The sequence below is a fragment of the Ruminococcus sp. 8Y-12 genome (genome assembly GCF_058119865.1).
The window spans coordinates 64,326-80,867 of record NZ_CM176623.1; the positions used below are offsets into that span (position 1 = coordinate 64,326).

Genomic DNA, 16,542 nt, shown 5'->3' on the forward strand with positions numbered 1-16,542 from the left:
GTTCTAACCTCCTTATAATCTCTGATTTTGATTAACTGTTAAATCGCTTTACCGTCGCGTCTTCTTACGATCAGCTTGTTAGACTGTTTGTGTTTCTTTCTGGTCTTCAAGCCAAGAGCAGGTTTGCCCCAAGGTGTGCATGGACCCGGACGGCCGATACCTGTCTTACCTTCACCACCACCGTGTGGATGGTCGTTGGGGTTCATAACAGAACCGCGGACAGTAGGTCTGATACCCATGTGACGCTTTCTTCCGGCTTTACCGATGTTGATCAGGCTGTGGTCGCCGTTTCCAACAACACCGATGGTTGCGCGGCAGTTGATCGGAACCATTCTCATCTCACCTGAAGGAAGACGAAGTGTTGCGTACTTTCCTTCTTTTGCCATTAACTGTGCTGCATTTCCTGCAGAACGAACCATCTGTCCGCCCTTTCCAGGATATAATTCAATGTTGTGAACCATAGTACCAACCGGGATCTCGGATAAGGGCAGGCAGTTTCCTACTCTCACCTCAGCCTCCGGTCCGTTCATAACCTTCATGCCATCTTTTAGTCCTTCAGGAGCAAGGATGTATGCCTTCTCGCCGTCTGCGTAGCAGATCAGAGCGATGTTTGCAGTTCTGTTCGGATCATACTCGATACCGACAACAGTTGCAGGGATACCATCTTTCTTTCTCTTGAAGTCAATGATTCTATATTTTCTTCTGGAACCGCCGCCGCGGTGTCTCACTGTGATTTTACCCTGGTTGTTACGTCCAGAGTTTTTCTGAAGGGATACCAGAAGGCTCTTCTCCGGCTCTTTCTTTGTGATCTCAGCAAAGTCAGAACCACTCATCTGTCTTCTGGAAGGTGTATATGGGTTATATGTCTTAATTCCCATTTTTGTTTCTCCTTTCTGTGTCCCAGCCAGGCGGTGCTTAGTGCTATGCCTGTTGGGCGCCTCGAATATTTATTGTCACGCTTTTCGCTGCGTATAGTTTCTTCCGGCCTCAAATCCTGAGGTGCGAAGTTCTTACAGACCCTCGAAGAGTTCGATGTCTTTGGACTCCTCAGTCAGAGTCACAATCGCTTTCTTGGATTTTGCTGTTCTTCCAACGGTCATACCGCGTCTTTTTTTCTTTCCGTCCAGGTTCATGGTATTTACGCTTTTTACCTTTGTACCCTCGAACATCTTTTCAACAGCTTCCTTGATCTGATTCTTTGTCGCTTCCGTATGAACCAGGAAAGTGTATTTCTTCTCAGCCATAGCGTTCATACTCTTCTCAGTAACAACCGGTTTAAGGATTACGTCATAGTACTGAATTGCTGCCATTATGCGTACACCTCCTCAATTGTTGCCACAGCATCCTTTGTCAGAACAACTGTGTTGTATTTTAAGATATCGTAAACATTGATCGTGTTGGTCAGAGCAGTCTTTACATCCGGGATGTTTCTGGCGGATAATACCACCTTCTCATCATTGTCCTTTGTAACTACCAGAGCCTTCTTTAAATTCAGGCTGTCCAGCACATTCTTCATTGCCTTTGTCTTGATCTCGTCAAATTTCAGTTCATCCAGGACAACCAGCTTGTTCTCCTGAACCTTTGCTGTCAGAGCGGACTTAAGAGCCAGTCTTCTCTCTTTCTTGTTCATCTTGAAAGAGTAGTCTCTCGGTACCGGTGCGAATACAACACCGCCGCCCGTCCACTGGGGAGCTCTTGTTGAACCCTGTCTTGCATGACCGGTTCCCTTCTGTCTCCAGGGTTTTCTTCCACCGCCGGAAACTTCAGAACGTGTCTTAGCCTTCTGTGTTCCCTGACGTTTATTTGCAAGCTGGCTTACAACTGCCATGTGTACCAGGTGTTCGTTTACTTCAACACCAAATACGGCATCGTTCAGTTCTATTGTGCCAACTTCTTTGCCTTCCATATTGTAAACAGATACGTTTGCCATCTGTGTGTTCCTCCTTTCACAAAATCCTATTTACCAGATTTTACAGTTTCTTTAATCGTTACTAAAGATTTCTTAGGTCCTGGTACTGCACCCTTTATTAAAAGAAGATTGTTCTCTGCATCTACTTTTACGATCTCCAGATTCTGGATGGTTACTTTCTTGTTACCCATCTGGCCTGGCATCTTTTTACCCTTGAATACCTTGCTGGGATCGGATGCTGCGCCGTTTGAACCTGCGTGACGGTGGAATTTAGAGCCGTGAGCCATAGGTCCTCTGGACTGTCCGTGTCTCTTGATTGCGCCCTGGAATCCTTTACCTTTTGATACTGCAGTTGCGTCGATCTTGTCGCCGGCCTCAAAGATGTCAGCCTTGATCTCCTGAGCCACTGCATACTCAGCCGCATTGTCAAACTTGAACTCTTTTAAAAATCTCTTGTAAGAAACACCAGCTTTGTCAAACTGACCTTTCATAGGCTTGTTCACCAGTTTTTCTCTCTTGTCAACAAAACCTACCTGAACTGCGTCGTAGCCATCATTCTCAACGGTCTTTACCTGTGTTACCACACAGGGACCAGCCTGAAGTACGGTTACTGGAGTCAACACTCCGTCTTCGTTGAAGATTTGAGTCATTCCGACTTTTGTAGCTAAAATCGCTTTCTTCATTGCTTTACCTCCTGTTCTTCTACAGCGGATTACACCGTGTTGTGCAATCATCCTAGTCAAACAGTTAATATAAGTGGAACTTATCGTTACTTCTATATCAACCTTTTAGGATAATTCTCAGTTGCGTCTGCTTATTTGGTTTTCATTTTGATATCGATATATACGCCAGCCGGCATTTCCAGTCTGGACAGAGCATCCACCGTCTTCTGGGTCGGTGTGATGATATCGATCAGTCTCTTATGAGTTCTCTGCTCGAACTGCTCTCTGGAGTCTTTGTATTTGTGTACCGCTCTCAGAATGGTAACTACCTCTTTCTTTGTCGGAAGGGGTACCGGTCCACTCACCTTTGCTCCGTTCTTCTTTACAGTTTCGATGATCTTTTTGGCGGATGCATCAATAAGCTGATGATCGTATGCCTTCAATGTGATTCTCATTACTTGACTTGCCATAAAAAAAGTCGCCTCCTTTTCGCACTTAATTGCAGTACGACAAGCGGTGACTGTACACTCTCCCGTGTGTATCATAAAGTTCCACACGTTGTTTTCCACTCTGCGTCCTGATTTATGGCTTTGGACGTTCATGGTCAGTTATTATTGTACAGTGACTTGTCGCCAGTTTTCATAACTTGACATTCGCTCCACGGAAAACCTGCGGTATGATCCGCAGCAACCTCACGCTTCTACGCTATCAAGGTCACAACACGAAGTATTATAAAGGAAAACCCTCGCATTTGCAAGGGTTTTTCGTTTTTTTTTGTTCTTTTTTCAAAACAATTTTTATGTTGCTGCTGAAGAGGACGCTTCCTCCGGCGCAGGGCGATGCTTCGTGGACGCGTGCAACATTCCGATGAACTATCTGCCAACTACAACTAAGTCGTTCGGGAAAGCCCTCACGACTAAGTTTCCGTAGGCAGAGGATTTCATCTCCACTAAAAACGCACGCCAATTGTCCACGAAGCATCGCCCTGCACCAGAGTAAGCTGTTCCTTTCAGGCCAAAGATGGGGTCTCCCGGGAGATGGTGCCACCCACACGATTTGCAAACAAACTTAGGGAAAATTTGCGGTTCCAGAATACAGTCACCCGGGTGACGTCCGGCTAATACCGCAAATAAAATACCGATTGTTGGCTTACTCAATATTCCTTTTTTTTGCCACATCGTCAAATTCCCTAAGCATCTCCTCGTCAGGAGCCTTGGTCATCAGACTGAACACCACAATCAGCAGCAGGCTGATCGCAAATCCTACCACCAGTGAATACAGCCCTGTAGCTGCCCCCAGTGTCTGGCCTCCGGCCAGCGGTATGTAATCCCAGAGTATTACGGTGGCACCGCCGGATACGATGCCGGCAACGGCTCCCGCCAGATTCGTCCGCTTCCAGAACAGTGATAACACAATGGTGGGTCCAAATGCAGCGCCAAGGCCTGCCCAGGCATTAGATACCAGCCCCATGATACTGCTGTTGGGGTCCAGGGCAATCAGGTAGGCCACTACAGCTACCACGATAACGGTTCCCCGGCTGATCATCAGCACCTTCTTGTCATTGGCCTTGGGGTTGATGACACCCTGATAAATATCCTTGGATGCGGAGGATGCGGTGATCAGCAGCTGGGAATCCGCAGTGGACATGATGGCCGCCAGTATTCCGCAGAGGAAAATACCGCCCACAAAGGGAAGCGCAATATCGCTGGTAAACAGCTTTGTGATCATTTCAATAAACACGTTCTCAGTGGAAACTGCACCTTCACTGCCCAGGATTGCCGGGAACAGGTAAGCTCTTCCGACTACGCCGATCACCACTGCCATTCCCAGGGAGATGGCCACCCAGATAATCGCAATCACTCTGGATTTCTTCAGTTCCTTTTCGCTCTTAACCGCCATAAACCTGGTCAAAATATGGGGCATTCCGCAGTAGCCCAGCCCCCAGCCGATCTGTGAGATAATGTCAACGGCACTGTAGGGCTTTCCTCCGTTGTGGAACAGATTCAGATAGGAGTCCACCCCGCCTGCCACGTCGCTGGCAGCCAGATTGGCGGACAGGTTACTGGGGCCCATCACAAAATATGCTACGATAGGAACCACCAAAAGTCCCACCAGCATCAGCATTCCCTGAATGAAGTCCGTAGTGCAGACTGCCATAAAGCCGCCCATAAAAGTGTAAGCCAGAATTACCGCAGCCCCGATGGTGAGAGCCACTGTATAGTCCATGCCAAACACGCTGGCAAAGAGCTTTCCTCCCGCCGCAAGTGCAGATGCGGTATAAACCAGGAAGAAAATCACGATCACAATAGATGAGATCAATAGCAGAACCTTTTTCTTGTCGTGGAAACGGTTTTCCAGATATTCCGGAAAGGTCACGGAATTGTTAGCCCTGATGGTATACCGTCTCAGTCTGGAGGAAATACAGATCCAGTTGAGTACCGTCCCGATAAACAGTCCGATGGCAATCCAGGCCTGCCCGGTACCCAGCGCGTACACTGCTCCCGGAAGTCCCATGAGCAGCCATCCGCTCATGTCTGAGGCCTGGGCGGAAAGCGCTGCTACCCAGCCGCTAAGTCCCCTGCCTCCCAGGAAAAAATCATCTGCGTTTTTGTTTCTCTTCATATAAAATGCTCCCACAACGAGCATCATACAAAGATACGCCACAAAGGCAATCAAAATCCATACAATGTTAGAACTCATACTCTTCTCCTCTTATCCTTTTTTGTAATATTAGTGTACTGTCCACACATTCACAGTAACATGTATAAATCCATATAAAACCGCCTTTGGCGATGGGATTTATACACTCCTGAATCACCTTCTTACATTCTGTGTAGTGAATGCACAGAACTGTCTGAACATTAACATATCAGTAACACTTTAGCAAATTATAGTGGTGACGTCAAGTTTTATCCTTATATATATTTCAAAAAAGCTACGTAACCTAAAAATGCCTCATACAAATCCACTTTGCTGACAATCTCCCATGGCGCGTGCATATTCAGGACAGCTACTCCGCTGTCGATCACCTCCATACCATAGTTTGCCAGGATATAGGCAATGGTTCCGCCGCCGCCCTGGTCCACCTTTCCCAGCTCTGCGGTCTGGTAAGATACTTTCTGCTCATCCAGCACTCTTCTAATGGCTGCCATAAACTCCGCGTTGGCATCGTTTGAACCGGATTTGCCTCTGGCACCTGTGTACTTGTTGAAGGTGAGTCCTCTCCCGAAATATGCACTGTTGTTCTTTTCCATAACGCTGGGATAGTTGGGATCAAAGGCTGCACTCACGTCTGAGGACAGCATTCTGGAATTGCGCAGGGCCCTTCTGAGCTTCAGCTCACTGTACTGTCCTGCACAGTTCATCACCTCAGCCACCGTATTTTCAAAAAAGCGGGACTGCATACCCGTTGCACCTACGCTGCCAATCTCCTCCTTGTCCACCAATACGCATACACAAGTGCGCTTAGCATTCTCAAGTTCCAGCATAGCCCGGTAGGAGGGATATGCGCATACCCGGTCATCGTGTCCGTAGGACATGATCATACTTTTATCCAGGCCGTAGTCCCTGGCAGGGCCTGCGGGAACAGCCTCCAGCTCCGCTGAGAGAAAATCCTCCTCCTCCACACCGTATTTATCATACAAGAGCTTTAAAATCTGTTTCTTTACCGGCTCTTTCTCCTCGCCCGCAAGGGGGATGCTGCCCACCAGAATGTTCATATCCTCACCCTCAATGACCTTTGCCGCCTTCTTCTCAAGCTGCGTACCTGAGAGATGGATCAGCAGATCAGACACGCCAAATACGGGCTCCGAAGGCTCCTCACCGATGGATACCTTTACTGTACTCCCATCCTTTTTTACCATCACACCGTGAAGCGCCAGGGGCAGGGCAACCCACTGGTACTTCTTGACGCCGCCGTAATAGTGGGTTTCCAGCATTGCCATGTCTGTGTCCTCATAGAGCGGGTTCTGCTTCAAGTCCAGTCTCGGAGAATCAATATGAGCCCCCAGAATGTTCATCCCCTTTTCCATGGGTTCCTCCCCCATGTGGTAGAGGGCCAGAGTTTTGCCCATATTGTTGGCATACACCTTGTCTCCCGGTTTTAGTGTCACCCCGGCGTCAATCACCTGCTGCAGGCTTTGGTACCCGGCTGCCTCGATTTCCCGGACGATCTCCTCCACACATTCCCGCTCTGTCTTTCCAGCAGACAGAAATTGTTTATAGTCCTTCCCAAAGCGAAAGACCTTTTCCCGTCCCGCCTCATCATACTTCTTCCATGCATTCTCACGTTCCATTCCCGCTGCCTCCTACATGCCTTTTCCTTTTCTCACACAGGCCTTCATAGCCTCAATCACGGCGCTGCGGAATCCTTTTTCCTCCAGCACGCGCACTGCCTCGATGGTGGTTCCGCCAGGGGAGCACACCATATCCTTCAGCTCTCCCGGATGTTTCCCTGTCTCCAGCACCATCTTAGCACTTCCTAGTATAGCCTGAGAGGCAAACTTATATGCCTGGGCCCGGGGCATTCCATCTGCAACTGCAGCATCCGCCATGGCTTCGATAAACATAAACACATATGCGGGCGAGCTTCCGCTGACTGACACCACCACATCCAGCAGATGCTCCGCCAGCACCTCTGTCTGTCCACAGCCAGACAAGATCTCGCACACCCGGTTTAACTCCTGTTCCGATACCCGCTCGTTGCAGCAGACTCCGGTAATTCCCTCACCCACAAGCGCGGGCGTATTGGGCATACAGCGGACAAGCTTCATGGGCTTTCCAAAATTCATCTCCAGCCATTCCAAAGTCTTTCCAGGCGCAATGGAAACTACGATCTGGTCTTCTCTGACCGAATCCTTGATTTCCTCAATCACCTGCTGGTAATACTGCGGCTTAACGCCCAAGACCAATATCCCGGACTCCCGCGCCACGGCTCTGTTGTCCGGTTCTGTACAGATTCCGTAGGTCTTCCGCACTTTTTCCAGAGATTCTGCCCGCAAAGTAGATGCAATGATCTCACCTGCGGGGATAAGATTATTTTTCAGGATTCCGCCAACCATGGCTCCTGCCATATTTCCACACCCGATAAAACCTAACTTCATATTATATTGCCTCCTTTGCTAAACTCTATTAACACTTTATCAAATCAAAGAGATATGGTCAAGTTAAGTTTCCACGCGTTTTTTCGACGGCGCAGCCCAGAAATCAGTTGAATCTCCCTGCCTTTTGCCCTATAATAAAGAACAGTATTAAACCCCCAAAGGGTTTCTTAAGCTTGGAGGTGCCATGAAAGACGAAGCTTACATGAAATTAATTGAGGAGATTTCTCTGAACGCCTGGCCGTCCCACAAGATCGAGCTCTATGACGGATGGCTGATCCGTTTTTCCCATAATTACACATACCGTACTAACAGCGTGGAACAGGTGGGCGCCTCATCCATTCCAGTGGAAGAAAAGATCGCCTACTGCGAGGATATGTATTGCAACTTCCACACACCGGCGAACTTTAAAATTAACCCTCTGCTGGACCCGTCCTTTGACCAGCTCCTTGCAGAAAAGGGCTATGATATACGGCACACCACTGAGGTCATGACCATGCCCATGGACAAGTTCCGGCCTTACGGAGCTGTCTCAGCTGAATATGAATATTATGGCCGAAATTCCGGCCTGCCCTCCTTTATCGAATATCCGGAATTCACCATTGTCCAGATGCGCGACAGGATTACGGATGAGTGGATCACCTCCCTATTTCGCTTAAACGGAACCACCAACCCCACCCTGCGCCGGATAGTGCCTTCTATGTTTAAGGCCATTCCTAAGGAGACCATTGTGGCCTTTATTGAGATCGACGGCCGCACAGTTGCATCCGGCCTGGGCATTTTGGACAGAGGGCATATCGGCCTGTACGCCATCTATGTGGATGCCAGCTGCCGTCACAAAAACTTTGCACGGGCCATCTGCTCCGCCATTCTCTCGGAAGCTGAAAAAAAGGGGGCCAGACATGCCTACCTTCAGGTGGTTCAGGGCAATGTGGGAGCCAAACATTTATATGAGACTCTGGGATACCAGAAGTTTTATACCTACTGGTTCCGATCCAAACAATTGACAGAAAGGAAATAAGAATAAAATGTGGATTGCAGATCAATGGAAGGATTATGAGGTGATCGACACCTCAAAGGGAGAAAAGCTGGAACGCTGGGGAGACTACCTCCTGGTACGGCCAGACCCCCAGGTAATCTGGGATACCCCTAAGACACACAGGGGCTGGAAAACGAGGAACGGTCATTACCACCGCAGTAAAAAGGGAGGCGGAGAATGGGAGTTTTTTGACCTGCCACAGCAGTGGACTATCTGTTATAAAACCCTCACCTTCAACCTTAAGCCCTTCAGCTTTAAGCACACAGGGCTCTTTCCGGAGCAGGCCGCCAACTGGGATTGGTTTTCTAAAAAAATCCGCGAGGCAGGGCGGCCTGTGAAAGTGCTGAATCTCTTTGCCTACACCGGAGGAGCTACCCTGGCCTGTGCAGTCGCTGGGGCATCCGTAACCCATGTGGACGCCTCAAAGGGCATGGTGGGGTGGGCCAAGGAAAACGCTCGCTCCTCCGGGCTCTCAGAGGCCCCTATCCGCTGGATCGTGGACGACTGCGTAAAGTTCGTGGAGCGGGAGATCCGCAGGGGTAACCATTACGATGCCATTATCATGGACCCTCCCTCCTACGGAAGAGGCCCCAAGGGGGAGATCTGGAAAATTGAGGACTGCATCCATTCCCTGATCAGGCTGTGCAGCCGGCTCCTCTGTGACCGCCCGCTCTTTTTCCTGGTCAATTCCTATACAACCGGGCTGGCCCCTGCTGTCCTGACCTATATGCTGGCCACGGAGCTTCGCCAATTTCAGGGACATGTGGATTCCCAGGAGGTGGGACTGCCCGTCTCCTCCAACGGTTTGGTCCTTCCCTGCGGGGCATCCGGGCGCTGGTCACAGAACTAATGTATTTTTCTTCGGTTATCATAGGTATTATCACAAAATAATGCTCCCTCCCAGGAGACAAGTTTATATTATTTCTCTTGTCTACCCAGAAGGGAGCATTTTTTTACTCTGTTTTTACTTTACTTTTACCGTTTTCTTCTGACCTTTATTTTTAAATAATTTTGTATATGCCTTCTTCTTGCCCTTTGGTGACTGTATCTTTGCTTTAGATGAGATTCCTTTCAGGGCGCTCTTTCCAACACTGGTCAGAACTTTTGTTTTCAAGTAAATGGTTCTTAATGACTTGCATCCACTGAATGCACTCTTTCCTATCTTTTTCACATTGCTGCCAATTGTAACCTTCCGCAGCCTCTTGTTATTTTTAAAGGCGTTTGCGGAAATGCTGGTAACCTTAAATGTATATCCGTTAATCTTAATGGTGGACGGTATTGTGGCGGTTTTCAAGGTCTTCTTTCTGGGAGATTTTAATTCTACTGTACCGTTCTTCGCAGCTGCCTTTGTCACCTTATAATTATAATTCCCGACTTTCCAGCTGCTGTTCTTTTTCGGTATTTCCCTCTGAATAGTAAACTTCACCACATTCGAAACCGCGCTTCGATAGTTCTGTGTCTCTTCTGCCGTTGCCCTGACATAATAGGTTCCCGCACTCACCGGTGCAGAGATTTCTTTCTTACATGCTTGATCACTGTAATACTTATAGCTTACTTTTGCTGCCTGACCAGTTATGGCAATGATCTGCGGACTCGGTTTTGTCTTTCCGTTGGATACAAATCCGACACATTGAATCGTGATTGCTCCCTCTGCTTTGCCTATTGTAAAGCTCACCGCCGCTGAGGTTGCCGTCATATGTGTTTCTGTCTCCGCCGCTATTCCAATTACGTAGTAGGTTCCCGCATTTACTGGCGCTGCGATTTCCTTTGTACAGGCCTGATCACTGTAATACCTGTACGTTACCGCTGCATCCGAATTCGTTGTTGAAACCACCATGGGAACCGGTTTCTTTGTTCCGGTATACACAAAACCCGCGCAGCTGATGGTCAGGGACCCCAGCTCTTTCTCCGGGGAGGTTACCATAATTATAACCTTAAGCCCTGTAACGATCTCGTAGTTATCTGTATCTGCGGGAGTAAAGCTCACCTTATGCGTATTTTTCCCCACCTCTCCTACCGGAGTCGTTAAGTCTGCTTCAAAATGGAAGCCGTCCGGCAGCTGCAGCTTAACATCATTGAGCGTCTGGCCTGTTTTTGCCGTCAGCTTGATCTCTGAAGTATCCGTGTACGTTGGCTGTGCCTTGGCAATCGTAAATTTTACGGCTGCCGAGGCTGCGCTCGTATGCGTTTCTGTCTCTGCCGCTGTTCCCTTTACGTAGTAGGTTCCTGCATTTACTGGCGCTGTGATTTCCTTCTCGCATGCCTGATCGCTGTAATACTTATACGTTACCGCTGCTCCTGTATTCGTTGTGGAGACAACCTGGGGATTCGGCTTTGTCTTGCCATTGTAGGTAAAGCCATCGCATTTAATGGTCAATTTACCTGCCTCTTTTTCAGCCGGCTTTTCACTGACAATCAACGCCGGAGCGTTTTCTCCTTGATTTGTTACATAAAATCCGGAGATGACTGTCTGCAGACGGAATATCGCGTGCGTGGCATCGGGATCTTTTAAAGCCTGCTTTACCATATCCGTAACATCAAAGGTTTTATTGCCTGTATCATTTGCCGCAATCCATTCATTGCTGAATACAGTGGCTGTGGCGGAATAATCCAAATCCTTCGCGGGATAAGTGGATGCGTTTGTCAGCGTTATCTCATTCAGCGGTTTATCCACTGCAAAAAGTGCCGCTTTTGTCTTTGCTGTTCCCAGATTTCCGTTCACTCTCGACACATTCATGGTAACGGTTGCAGTGATCTTATCCGGGTCCATGGCTTTCCATTCATCCAGAAGTTTAAACGCAAGACATCCTATCCGAGTACTTCCAAGCGGAGAGCCTCCTGTAGCTGTTACACCCTGAATATATGCAGCTGCATGATCCGCGCCCTCGGATGAAGTGCCGCCCGTCATGGCTATTAAATAGGTGCCATCTGTCTCCGTCTGTGCGCCCGAAGCCCCAAATACTACATCCTGATCAATCCAGCGGGCAAAAATAGTCATGTTCTCGTTTACAATGTCATTCGCTTGTACCTGTTTCCCGCCTTCCAGAGAAGTAAACCATCCCTGAAAAACAGAACCCGTCTTTGTGGGAGTCGGCAGTGCTCCTATAGCATTCCCCGATTCAATATCCAGAGATGCAGGCGTTACTTTTCCCCCATTTGGATTCAACGTAACTGTTCGGATCGCCACCTCTGAATTTAATACCCAATGGGCGTAAAGCGTCATATTGCCGGTAACAATTGTCTCTTCGGTAACTTTTTCTCCACCCTCTTTCTCGGTATACCAACCCTGGAACAGGTGATATAACCTCTCCGGTTCGGGCAGTTCGCCGATCTCTGAGCCATCAGCCACATCAAAGGATGTTTTTGAAACCGTTCCCCCATTTGGATCTAAAGATACCGTATATCTGGCCACTGGCGTACCGGATGCCGCTGTCCAAACTGTCATTCTGGTAGAGATACCATCCCCATAGACTCCGCTGTCACCTCTGTTGTTTGACGCATAGTACGGAATCGCCTGTAATTTTGCAGGAACTGTTTCCGTCCCCTTCTTGTACGTGACATCACCCGTTATTTCCATTACGCCTTTCAGTAAATCTGCGTCATAGTCAGCCGTCAGTCTTGCGTCTCTTGGAATCACAAAGTTCCGTGGATCAAACTCATTTTCACTGATTGTCTCTTTGTTGATCTGGGCATTGCCTGCTTTTTCGATCGCGTATACAATTGGCCCTCTCTCGATGGCAATCTTATCTTTGTTTGTCACCACCTTGGGGTTTGCTTCCGTCTTTCTGATCTCCATGGGCATGTCTATGGTGATGACGTCATTCACATCCCATTCTCTGGTAATTGCCACATACCCCTTCTTTGCCTTTTCCGTTACTTCTGTGTCATTAACGCGAATCGTAACCTTCTTATCCTTTTGCTCTTTGACCCAGCCCGGAATACGAATATTCATTGTAAAGCTTTTTTTCTCCTCCGGCTGTACCGTCAGCTTTACCGCACCATTCCACGGGTATTGGGTCTCCTGCTTCAGGCCAACCCTGGTTCCGTCTACATTTACGTGTCCATCACTTCCGATAAATAAGTTAACAAAAACATTATCCTTGTGTGTTGTATAAATGTACTCGCTTAATTTTGCAATTGTCCGCATAAGGTTTGGAGGACAGCATGCACAGTTAAACCAGTCCTGACGCTGTACTCCTCCGTACATTCCTCCGTCAACCACATTCCCTTTCTTGGGTATTTCCAGTTTTGTTGCATAGTAAAATTTGTTTCCTTCAAGATTGGTTCCGACTAAAACGCCGTTATACAGCGCACGCTCCATCACATCCACATACTTTGTATCCTCGTGCACCAGATTCATTCTCTGGTTCCAGTTTGTAAGTGCAATGGAAGCACAGATTTCATTGTAGGAGTCATTATTGGGCAGCTCATAATCCCCGCCAAAGTCCTCTCCGTGGGAGGCCACGCCTATTCCGCCGGTAATGTATGTCTTGCGGTTAGCCACAGAATCCCAGATATTGTCCAGAATGCTCATATATGCTGTTTTATCCGGATCACTGTCCGGCAGCAGCCTTGCCACGTCCGTTGCTCCCGTGTACAAATAAGCCGCGCGCACCGCATGTCCCACTGCATTTGTCTCCTCTGTGAACGGCTTGGCATCCTGGGAGTATTCTCTTACGCCTTCCGTATACCCCCTGTATCCGCTCTCCCTTAACTTATAATCTTCTCCACGTCTGTCGATCAGAAGCTTTGCGGTATCGACATATTTCTGTCCGGCACCTGCACCCTCGTACTCTTCCACTAATTTCGCAAATTTTACAAGGGCAAGCTCTATCTCCTCATGTCCGGGTACCTCATGGCGTGTTCCCTCCGGACCGAAACGCTCTACAACATGATCCGCAAATCTCCTGCCCGCCACATAAAGGCTGTAATCCGGATCACCGATTCCTTCCCTGTACCGCGTATAGGCTACTACGGACTCCAGGAAATGTCCCGCATTATACATCTCGTGATTGTTGAAATTTCTCCAGCGGTGCGTTCCCGGCGCCCTGCCGCCTTCATATGCAGCTGCCCGGAGCGTAAAGTGGGTATTGATATAGCCATCTGCATATTGTACTTTTTCAATCTTTTCGATCCACCGCTGCAAAGTATCTTCCAAGTTCTTTTTCTGCTCTGTGATCTCCGGCTCTGTTTCATCCTGAATCACGGATAGCGTGTAAGAAATAGCCTCCAGCGTTTTATAAATATCCGTATCCTGAAATACCAGGCCGCTGAATGGACTGTAGGGTTCTCCGTTTAACCGTTTTATTGCATTGTCAAAGTTTGGTTCACCACCGGAGGACAGGCCAATTCGGTAAATAGCCGCGTTTAATGAATTCAGCGCATTCACTCTCTGCTTGGGCAGCCAAAATTCATCAGTCAGCTTTATGTTTTCGAATGTCACCGTACTGTTTTCATCCGGTGCAGCCACTTTTTTATTTACAGTAATTTTAGCTGTGGCAGTCAGGTCACTGTTTAATACTTTTCCCGTTACCTCAAATACATTTCCAGCCTTACTGTAAGCACTGGGGTCTATGGGTTCCCATTCTACCGGAACCAGTTTGGAATCGAAGGTCTCGGCAAAATCAAACGATGGATTTGTCGAACTCTTTAGAGAAGGTGTCGGTGTATCAAATGTGATGCCGTTTGCTACAACCGTTTTAGGAAGAATCGGTTCCCTGCCTTCCATAGTTGTGGTTATATAGTCATCAACACTTGTAATTTCGTCTATCTGAACCTCAAAGCTAGTCTCCCTGACCGTCTGGATATCATCTTCTTTGTAGGTCAGCTTCAGATGTAATGTTCCCTTTCCGGTGTCCAGAGCCTTCACCTGAGCCTCCTGCTGATCACTGCCCCCTATAATCTGAAGAATATCCTTTGACTCCTCAGGAACCGACCACTCGTAGTCAAATGTACCGGATAACTCACCTGGCACACTCACTCCATAGTAGCTTGAGACCTCGCTTTTTACCAGCCTGTTCTTTCCTGATATTTTGGCGGATACCATTTCATTTTTTACTTTTTCGCCATAGACTTCCCATTCACCAATCCCGATTCCGCCTCGCTCGGTAGTGCCATCCGGACGGTCGATGTAGAGGCGCAGCTTTGTTGTTTTTACAGGGGTATTGAAGAGCACTCCGTTCCACACCCGGTTATTACCCTGTGTTCCCTCGCCCAGAACACCTACAGTTGAAACCTTTTCGCCGTTTTCATTTGTCATATCCGTAAGCTGTGCCCAGTCGTTTTGGTCATAGTCAAAATACCAAGCCTCGCAGCTCTTTGGATAAAGTACCCCGTCTCCACTGGAGGTACCGGCCTCCAAATCATCTGCCCACCACATGACGCGCATACTTGAGATGTCGTAAGGCTCATCCCAGGTTAAAGTGATTGGCTGCGGATAGGTAAGATCTCCCCCCAATTTCCAGGTGTTCCAGGATGTAGCCGCATTCCCGGCAAGCGACAGATCATTCACCCTTTCGGGCGCTGTGTCTGTGTTTGAATATTCTGCAGTGGCGACAGCCCGTGAAGCGATATTCACTCCATCCGCAATATTGCGCACCGCTTCCTCTCCGTACACTTCCCATTCACCTATTCCGATTCCGCTGTTAACGGTCGCGCCGTCCTGGCGGTCAATCAGCAGACGAAGCTGGTTCGTCTTTATCTTGCTTTTAAATATTACCCCATTCCAGTAACGGTTTTTTTCCTGCGTAAAAGCAGTCTGATCCTCTCCCGCTTCTGCTGCCGTTCCATATTTCACACCCAGGGCATCCACCATGGCGCCTGTTTCATCCACCATACCGGCAGCATCAATCCAGGCTTTTTGGGACAAGTCATAATACTGGACCTGACAGCTTTTGGGGAACATCACTCCGTCTCCGCCGCCTGACGATCCTGGCCCGTCTATGTCATCCGCCCACCACATGAGCTTCATGCTTGAAATTTCATACTCCTTATCCCATTTGATTGTAATCGGGCATGGATATGTATAGCCGTTTAGCTTCCAGGTATTCCAGGTTGTAGAAGCTCCCACGGCTAACTTTCCATCATTGACGTTGGATGGCGATGTGCCGTTATTTGAATATTCAGCTTCTACCTGCCCTTTCAAGGCAATATTTTCACCGACTCCCAAATCTGACGGAGCTTTTCCTCCAAATACCTCCCATTCGCTGATACCGATACCGTTGTCTCCCGTACCGTTGCGTTCTATCAGCAATCGCAGCTTCTTTGTTCTCACCGGCTCCGGAAAGGTTACGACATTCCAGAGCTTATTGCTGCCATTGAGACCATTTCCGTCGCTGGGATTATAAAGGACACCCATGGTATCAACCTGTGCTCCCGCCTCATTTTGCATACCGGTTATTTTAGTCCACTCACCATTGTCATTTAAATATTCCACCTCGCAGGACTTCGGAAACGTAACCCCTTCGCTGCCGGTTATATTTGCATTATCCGCCCACCAGATAATGCGCATTCCGGATACCATGTAATCTACGTCCCACTCCAGCCAAACCGGAGCCGGATATTCCGCGCCCCCTTTTTTCCATGTATTCCATGTGGTCGCAGAACCTGTTGCCAAAATACCGTTGTTTACATTTTTTACATTTGTTCCTGTGTTCGTGTAGTCCGCATAGGCGGTAGCTTTCAGGGCAATATTCTCACCCAGCTCAACTTCTACTTCTGTCTCAGCGGCAGCAACACTGTCCAGACACGCAGCCGGCAGCATTGAAAATACCAGAACTAGGCACATAACAAAAGCAATCACTCTTTTTTTCATTTATCCTTCTCCTTTTTTTA

The 16,542-nt window shown here is 48.3% G+C and carries 11 protein-coding genes; 2 read left to right on the plus strand and 9 right to left on the minus strand.

The features are described from left to right. Positions 1–38: 38 nt before the first annotated feature. The 8 genes from rplB to proC all read right to left on the minus strand — a co-directional run bounded on the left by rplB (position 39) and on the right by proC (position 7,673). Entirely contained in the window at positions 39–878 is an 840-nt protein-coding gene (gene rplB, locus AC0THY_RS00305; protein WP_489992480.1) for a 50S ribosomal protein L2, read from the minus strand. A gap of 132 nt (positions 879–1,010) precedes the next feature. Beyond that, positions 1,011–1,310 (minus strand): 50S ribosomal protein L23, encoded by a 300-nt coding sequence (rplW, locus tag AC0THY_RS00310; protein WP_489992481.1) that lies wholly within the window; start codon positions 1,308–1,310, stop codon positions 1,011–1,013. Next, positions 1,310–1,930, minus strand: coding sequence for a 50S ribosomal protein L4 (gene rplD, locus AC0THY_RS00315; RefSeq protein ID WP_489992482.1), 621 nt, complete (start codon positions 1,928–1,930; stop codon positions 1,310–1,312). Before rplD ends, rplW begins: the two co-directional genes overlap by 1 nt. 26 nt (positions 1,931–1,956) lie before the next feature. Further along, positions 1,957–2,592: a 50S ribosomal protein L3 gene (rplC, locus tag AC0THY_RS00320; protein ID WP_489992483.1), complete on the minus strand. Its 636-nt coding sequence runs from the start codon at positions 2,590–2,592 to the stop codon at positions 1,957–1,959. A gap of 131 nt (positions 2,593–2,723) precedes the next feature. Further along, positions 2,724–3,041 (minus strand): 30S ribosomal protein S10, encoded by a 318-nt coding sequence (gene rpsJ / locus AC0THY_RS00325; protein WP_489992484.1) that lies wholly within the window; start codon positions 3,039–3,041, stop codon positions 2,724–2,726. Positions 3,042–3,720: 679 nt separating this feature from the next. Further along, positions 3,721–5,271 carry a sodium/proline symporter PutP gene (gene putP, locus AC0THY_RS00330; RefSeq protein WP_489992485.1) on the minus strand — a complete coding sequence of 517 codons (1,551 nt, stop codon included), beginning with the start codon at positions 5,269–5,271 and terminating at the stop codon, positions 3,721–3,723. A gap of 215 nt (positions 5,272–5,486) precedes the next feature. After that, positions 5,487–6,866 (minus strand): aminopeptidase, encoded by a 1,380-nt coding sequence (locus AC0THY_RS00335; protein ID WP_489992486.1) that lies wholly within the window; start codon positions 6,864–6,866, stop codon positions 5,487–5,489. A 12-nt stretch (positions 6,867–6,878) separates the two neighbouring features. After that, complete coding sequence (proC, locus tag AC0THY_RS00340; protein ID WP_489992487.1) at positions 6,879–7,673, minus strand: pyrroline-5-carboxylate reductase; 795 nt, start codon at positions 7,671–7,673, stop codon at positions 6,879–6,881. A gap of 184 nt (positions 7,674–7,857) precedes the next feature. On the opposite strand from proC, the gene AC0THY_RS00345 reads away from it, so the two are divergent. Both AC0THY_RS00345 and AC0THY_RS00350 read left to right on the plus strand, forming a co-directional pair. Further along, positions 7,858–8,691, plus strand: coding sequence for a GNAT family N-acetyltransferase (locus tag AC0THY_RS00345; protein WP_489992488.1), 834 nt, complete (start codon positions 7,858–7,860; stop codon positions 8,689–8,691). Positions 8,692–8,698: 7 nt separating this feature from the next. Next, on the plus strand, positions 8,699–9,559 hold the full coding sequence (locus AC0THY_RS00350) for a class I SAM-dependent methyltransferase (RefSeq protein ID WP_489992489.1): 861 nt from the start codon (positions 8,699–8,701) through the stop codon (positions 9,557–9,559). Positions 9,560–9,673: 114 nt separating this feature from the next. Here AC0THY_RS00350 and AC0THY_RS00355 read toward each other — a convergent pair whose 3' ends face one another. Beyond that, positions 9,674–16,522, minus strand: coding sequence for a beta-L-arabinofuranosidase domain-containing protein (locus AC0THY_RS00355; protein WP_489992490.1), 6,849 nt, complete (start codon positions 16,520–16,522; stop codon positions 9,674–9,676). Positions 16,523–16,542 lie beyond the last annotated feature (20 nt).

Coding starts and splice junctions, on each gene's coding strand:
- rplB (WP_489992480.1), bottom strand. CDS start 878: ATGGGAATTAAGACATATAACCCATATACACCTTCCAGAAGACAGATG.
- rplW (WP_489992481.1), bottom strand. CDS start 1,310: ATGGCAGCAATTCAGTACTATGACGTAATCCTTAAACCGGTTGTTACT.
- rplD (WP_489992482.1), bottom strand. CDS start 1,930: ATGGCAAACGTATCTGTTTACAATATGGAAGGCAAAGAAGTTGGCACA.
- rplC (WP_489992483.1), bottom strand. CDS start 2,592: ATGAAGAAAGCGATTTTAGCTACAAAAGTCGGAATGACTCAAATCTTC.
- rpsJ (WP_489992484.1), bottom strand. CDS start 3,041: ATGGCAAGTCAAGTAATGAGAATCACATTGAAGGCATACGATCATCAG.
- putP (WP_489992485.1), bottom strand. CDS start 5,271: ATGAGTTCTAACATTGTATGGATTTTGATTGCCTTTGTGGCGTATCTT.
- AC0THY_RS00335 (WP_489992486.1), bottom strand. CDS start 6,866: ATGGAACGTGAGAATGCATGGAAGAAGTATGATGAGGCGGGACGGGAA.
- proC (WP_489992487.1), bottom strand. CDS start 7,673: ATGAAGTTAGGTTTTATCGGGTGTGGAAATATGGCAGGAGCCATGGTT.
- AC0THY_RS00345 (WP_489992488.1), top strand. CDS start 7,858: ATGAAAGACGAAGCTTACATGAAATTAATTGAGGAGATTTCTCTGAAC.
- AC0THY_RS00350 (WP_489992489.1), top strand. CDS start 8,699: ATGTGGATTGCAGATCAATGGAAGGATTATGAGGTGATCGACACCTCA.
- AC0THY_RS00355 (WP_489992490.1), bottom strand. CDS start 16,522: ATGAAAAAAAGAGTGATTGCTTTTGTTATGTGCCTAGTTCTGGTATTT.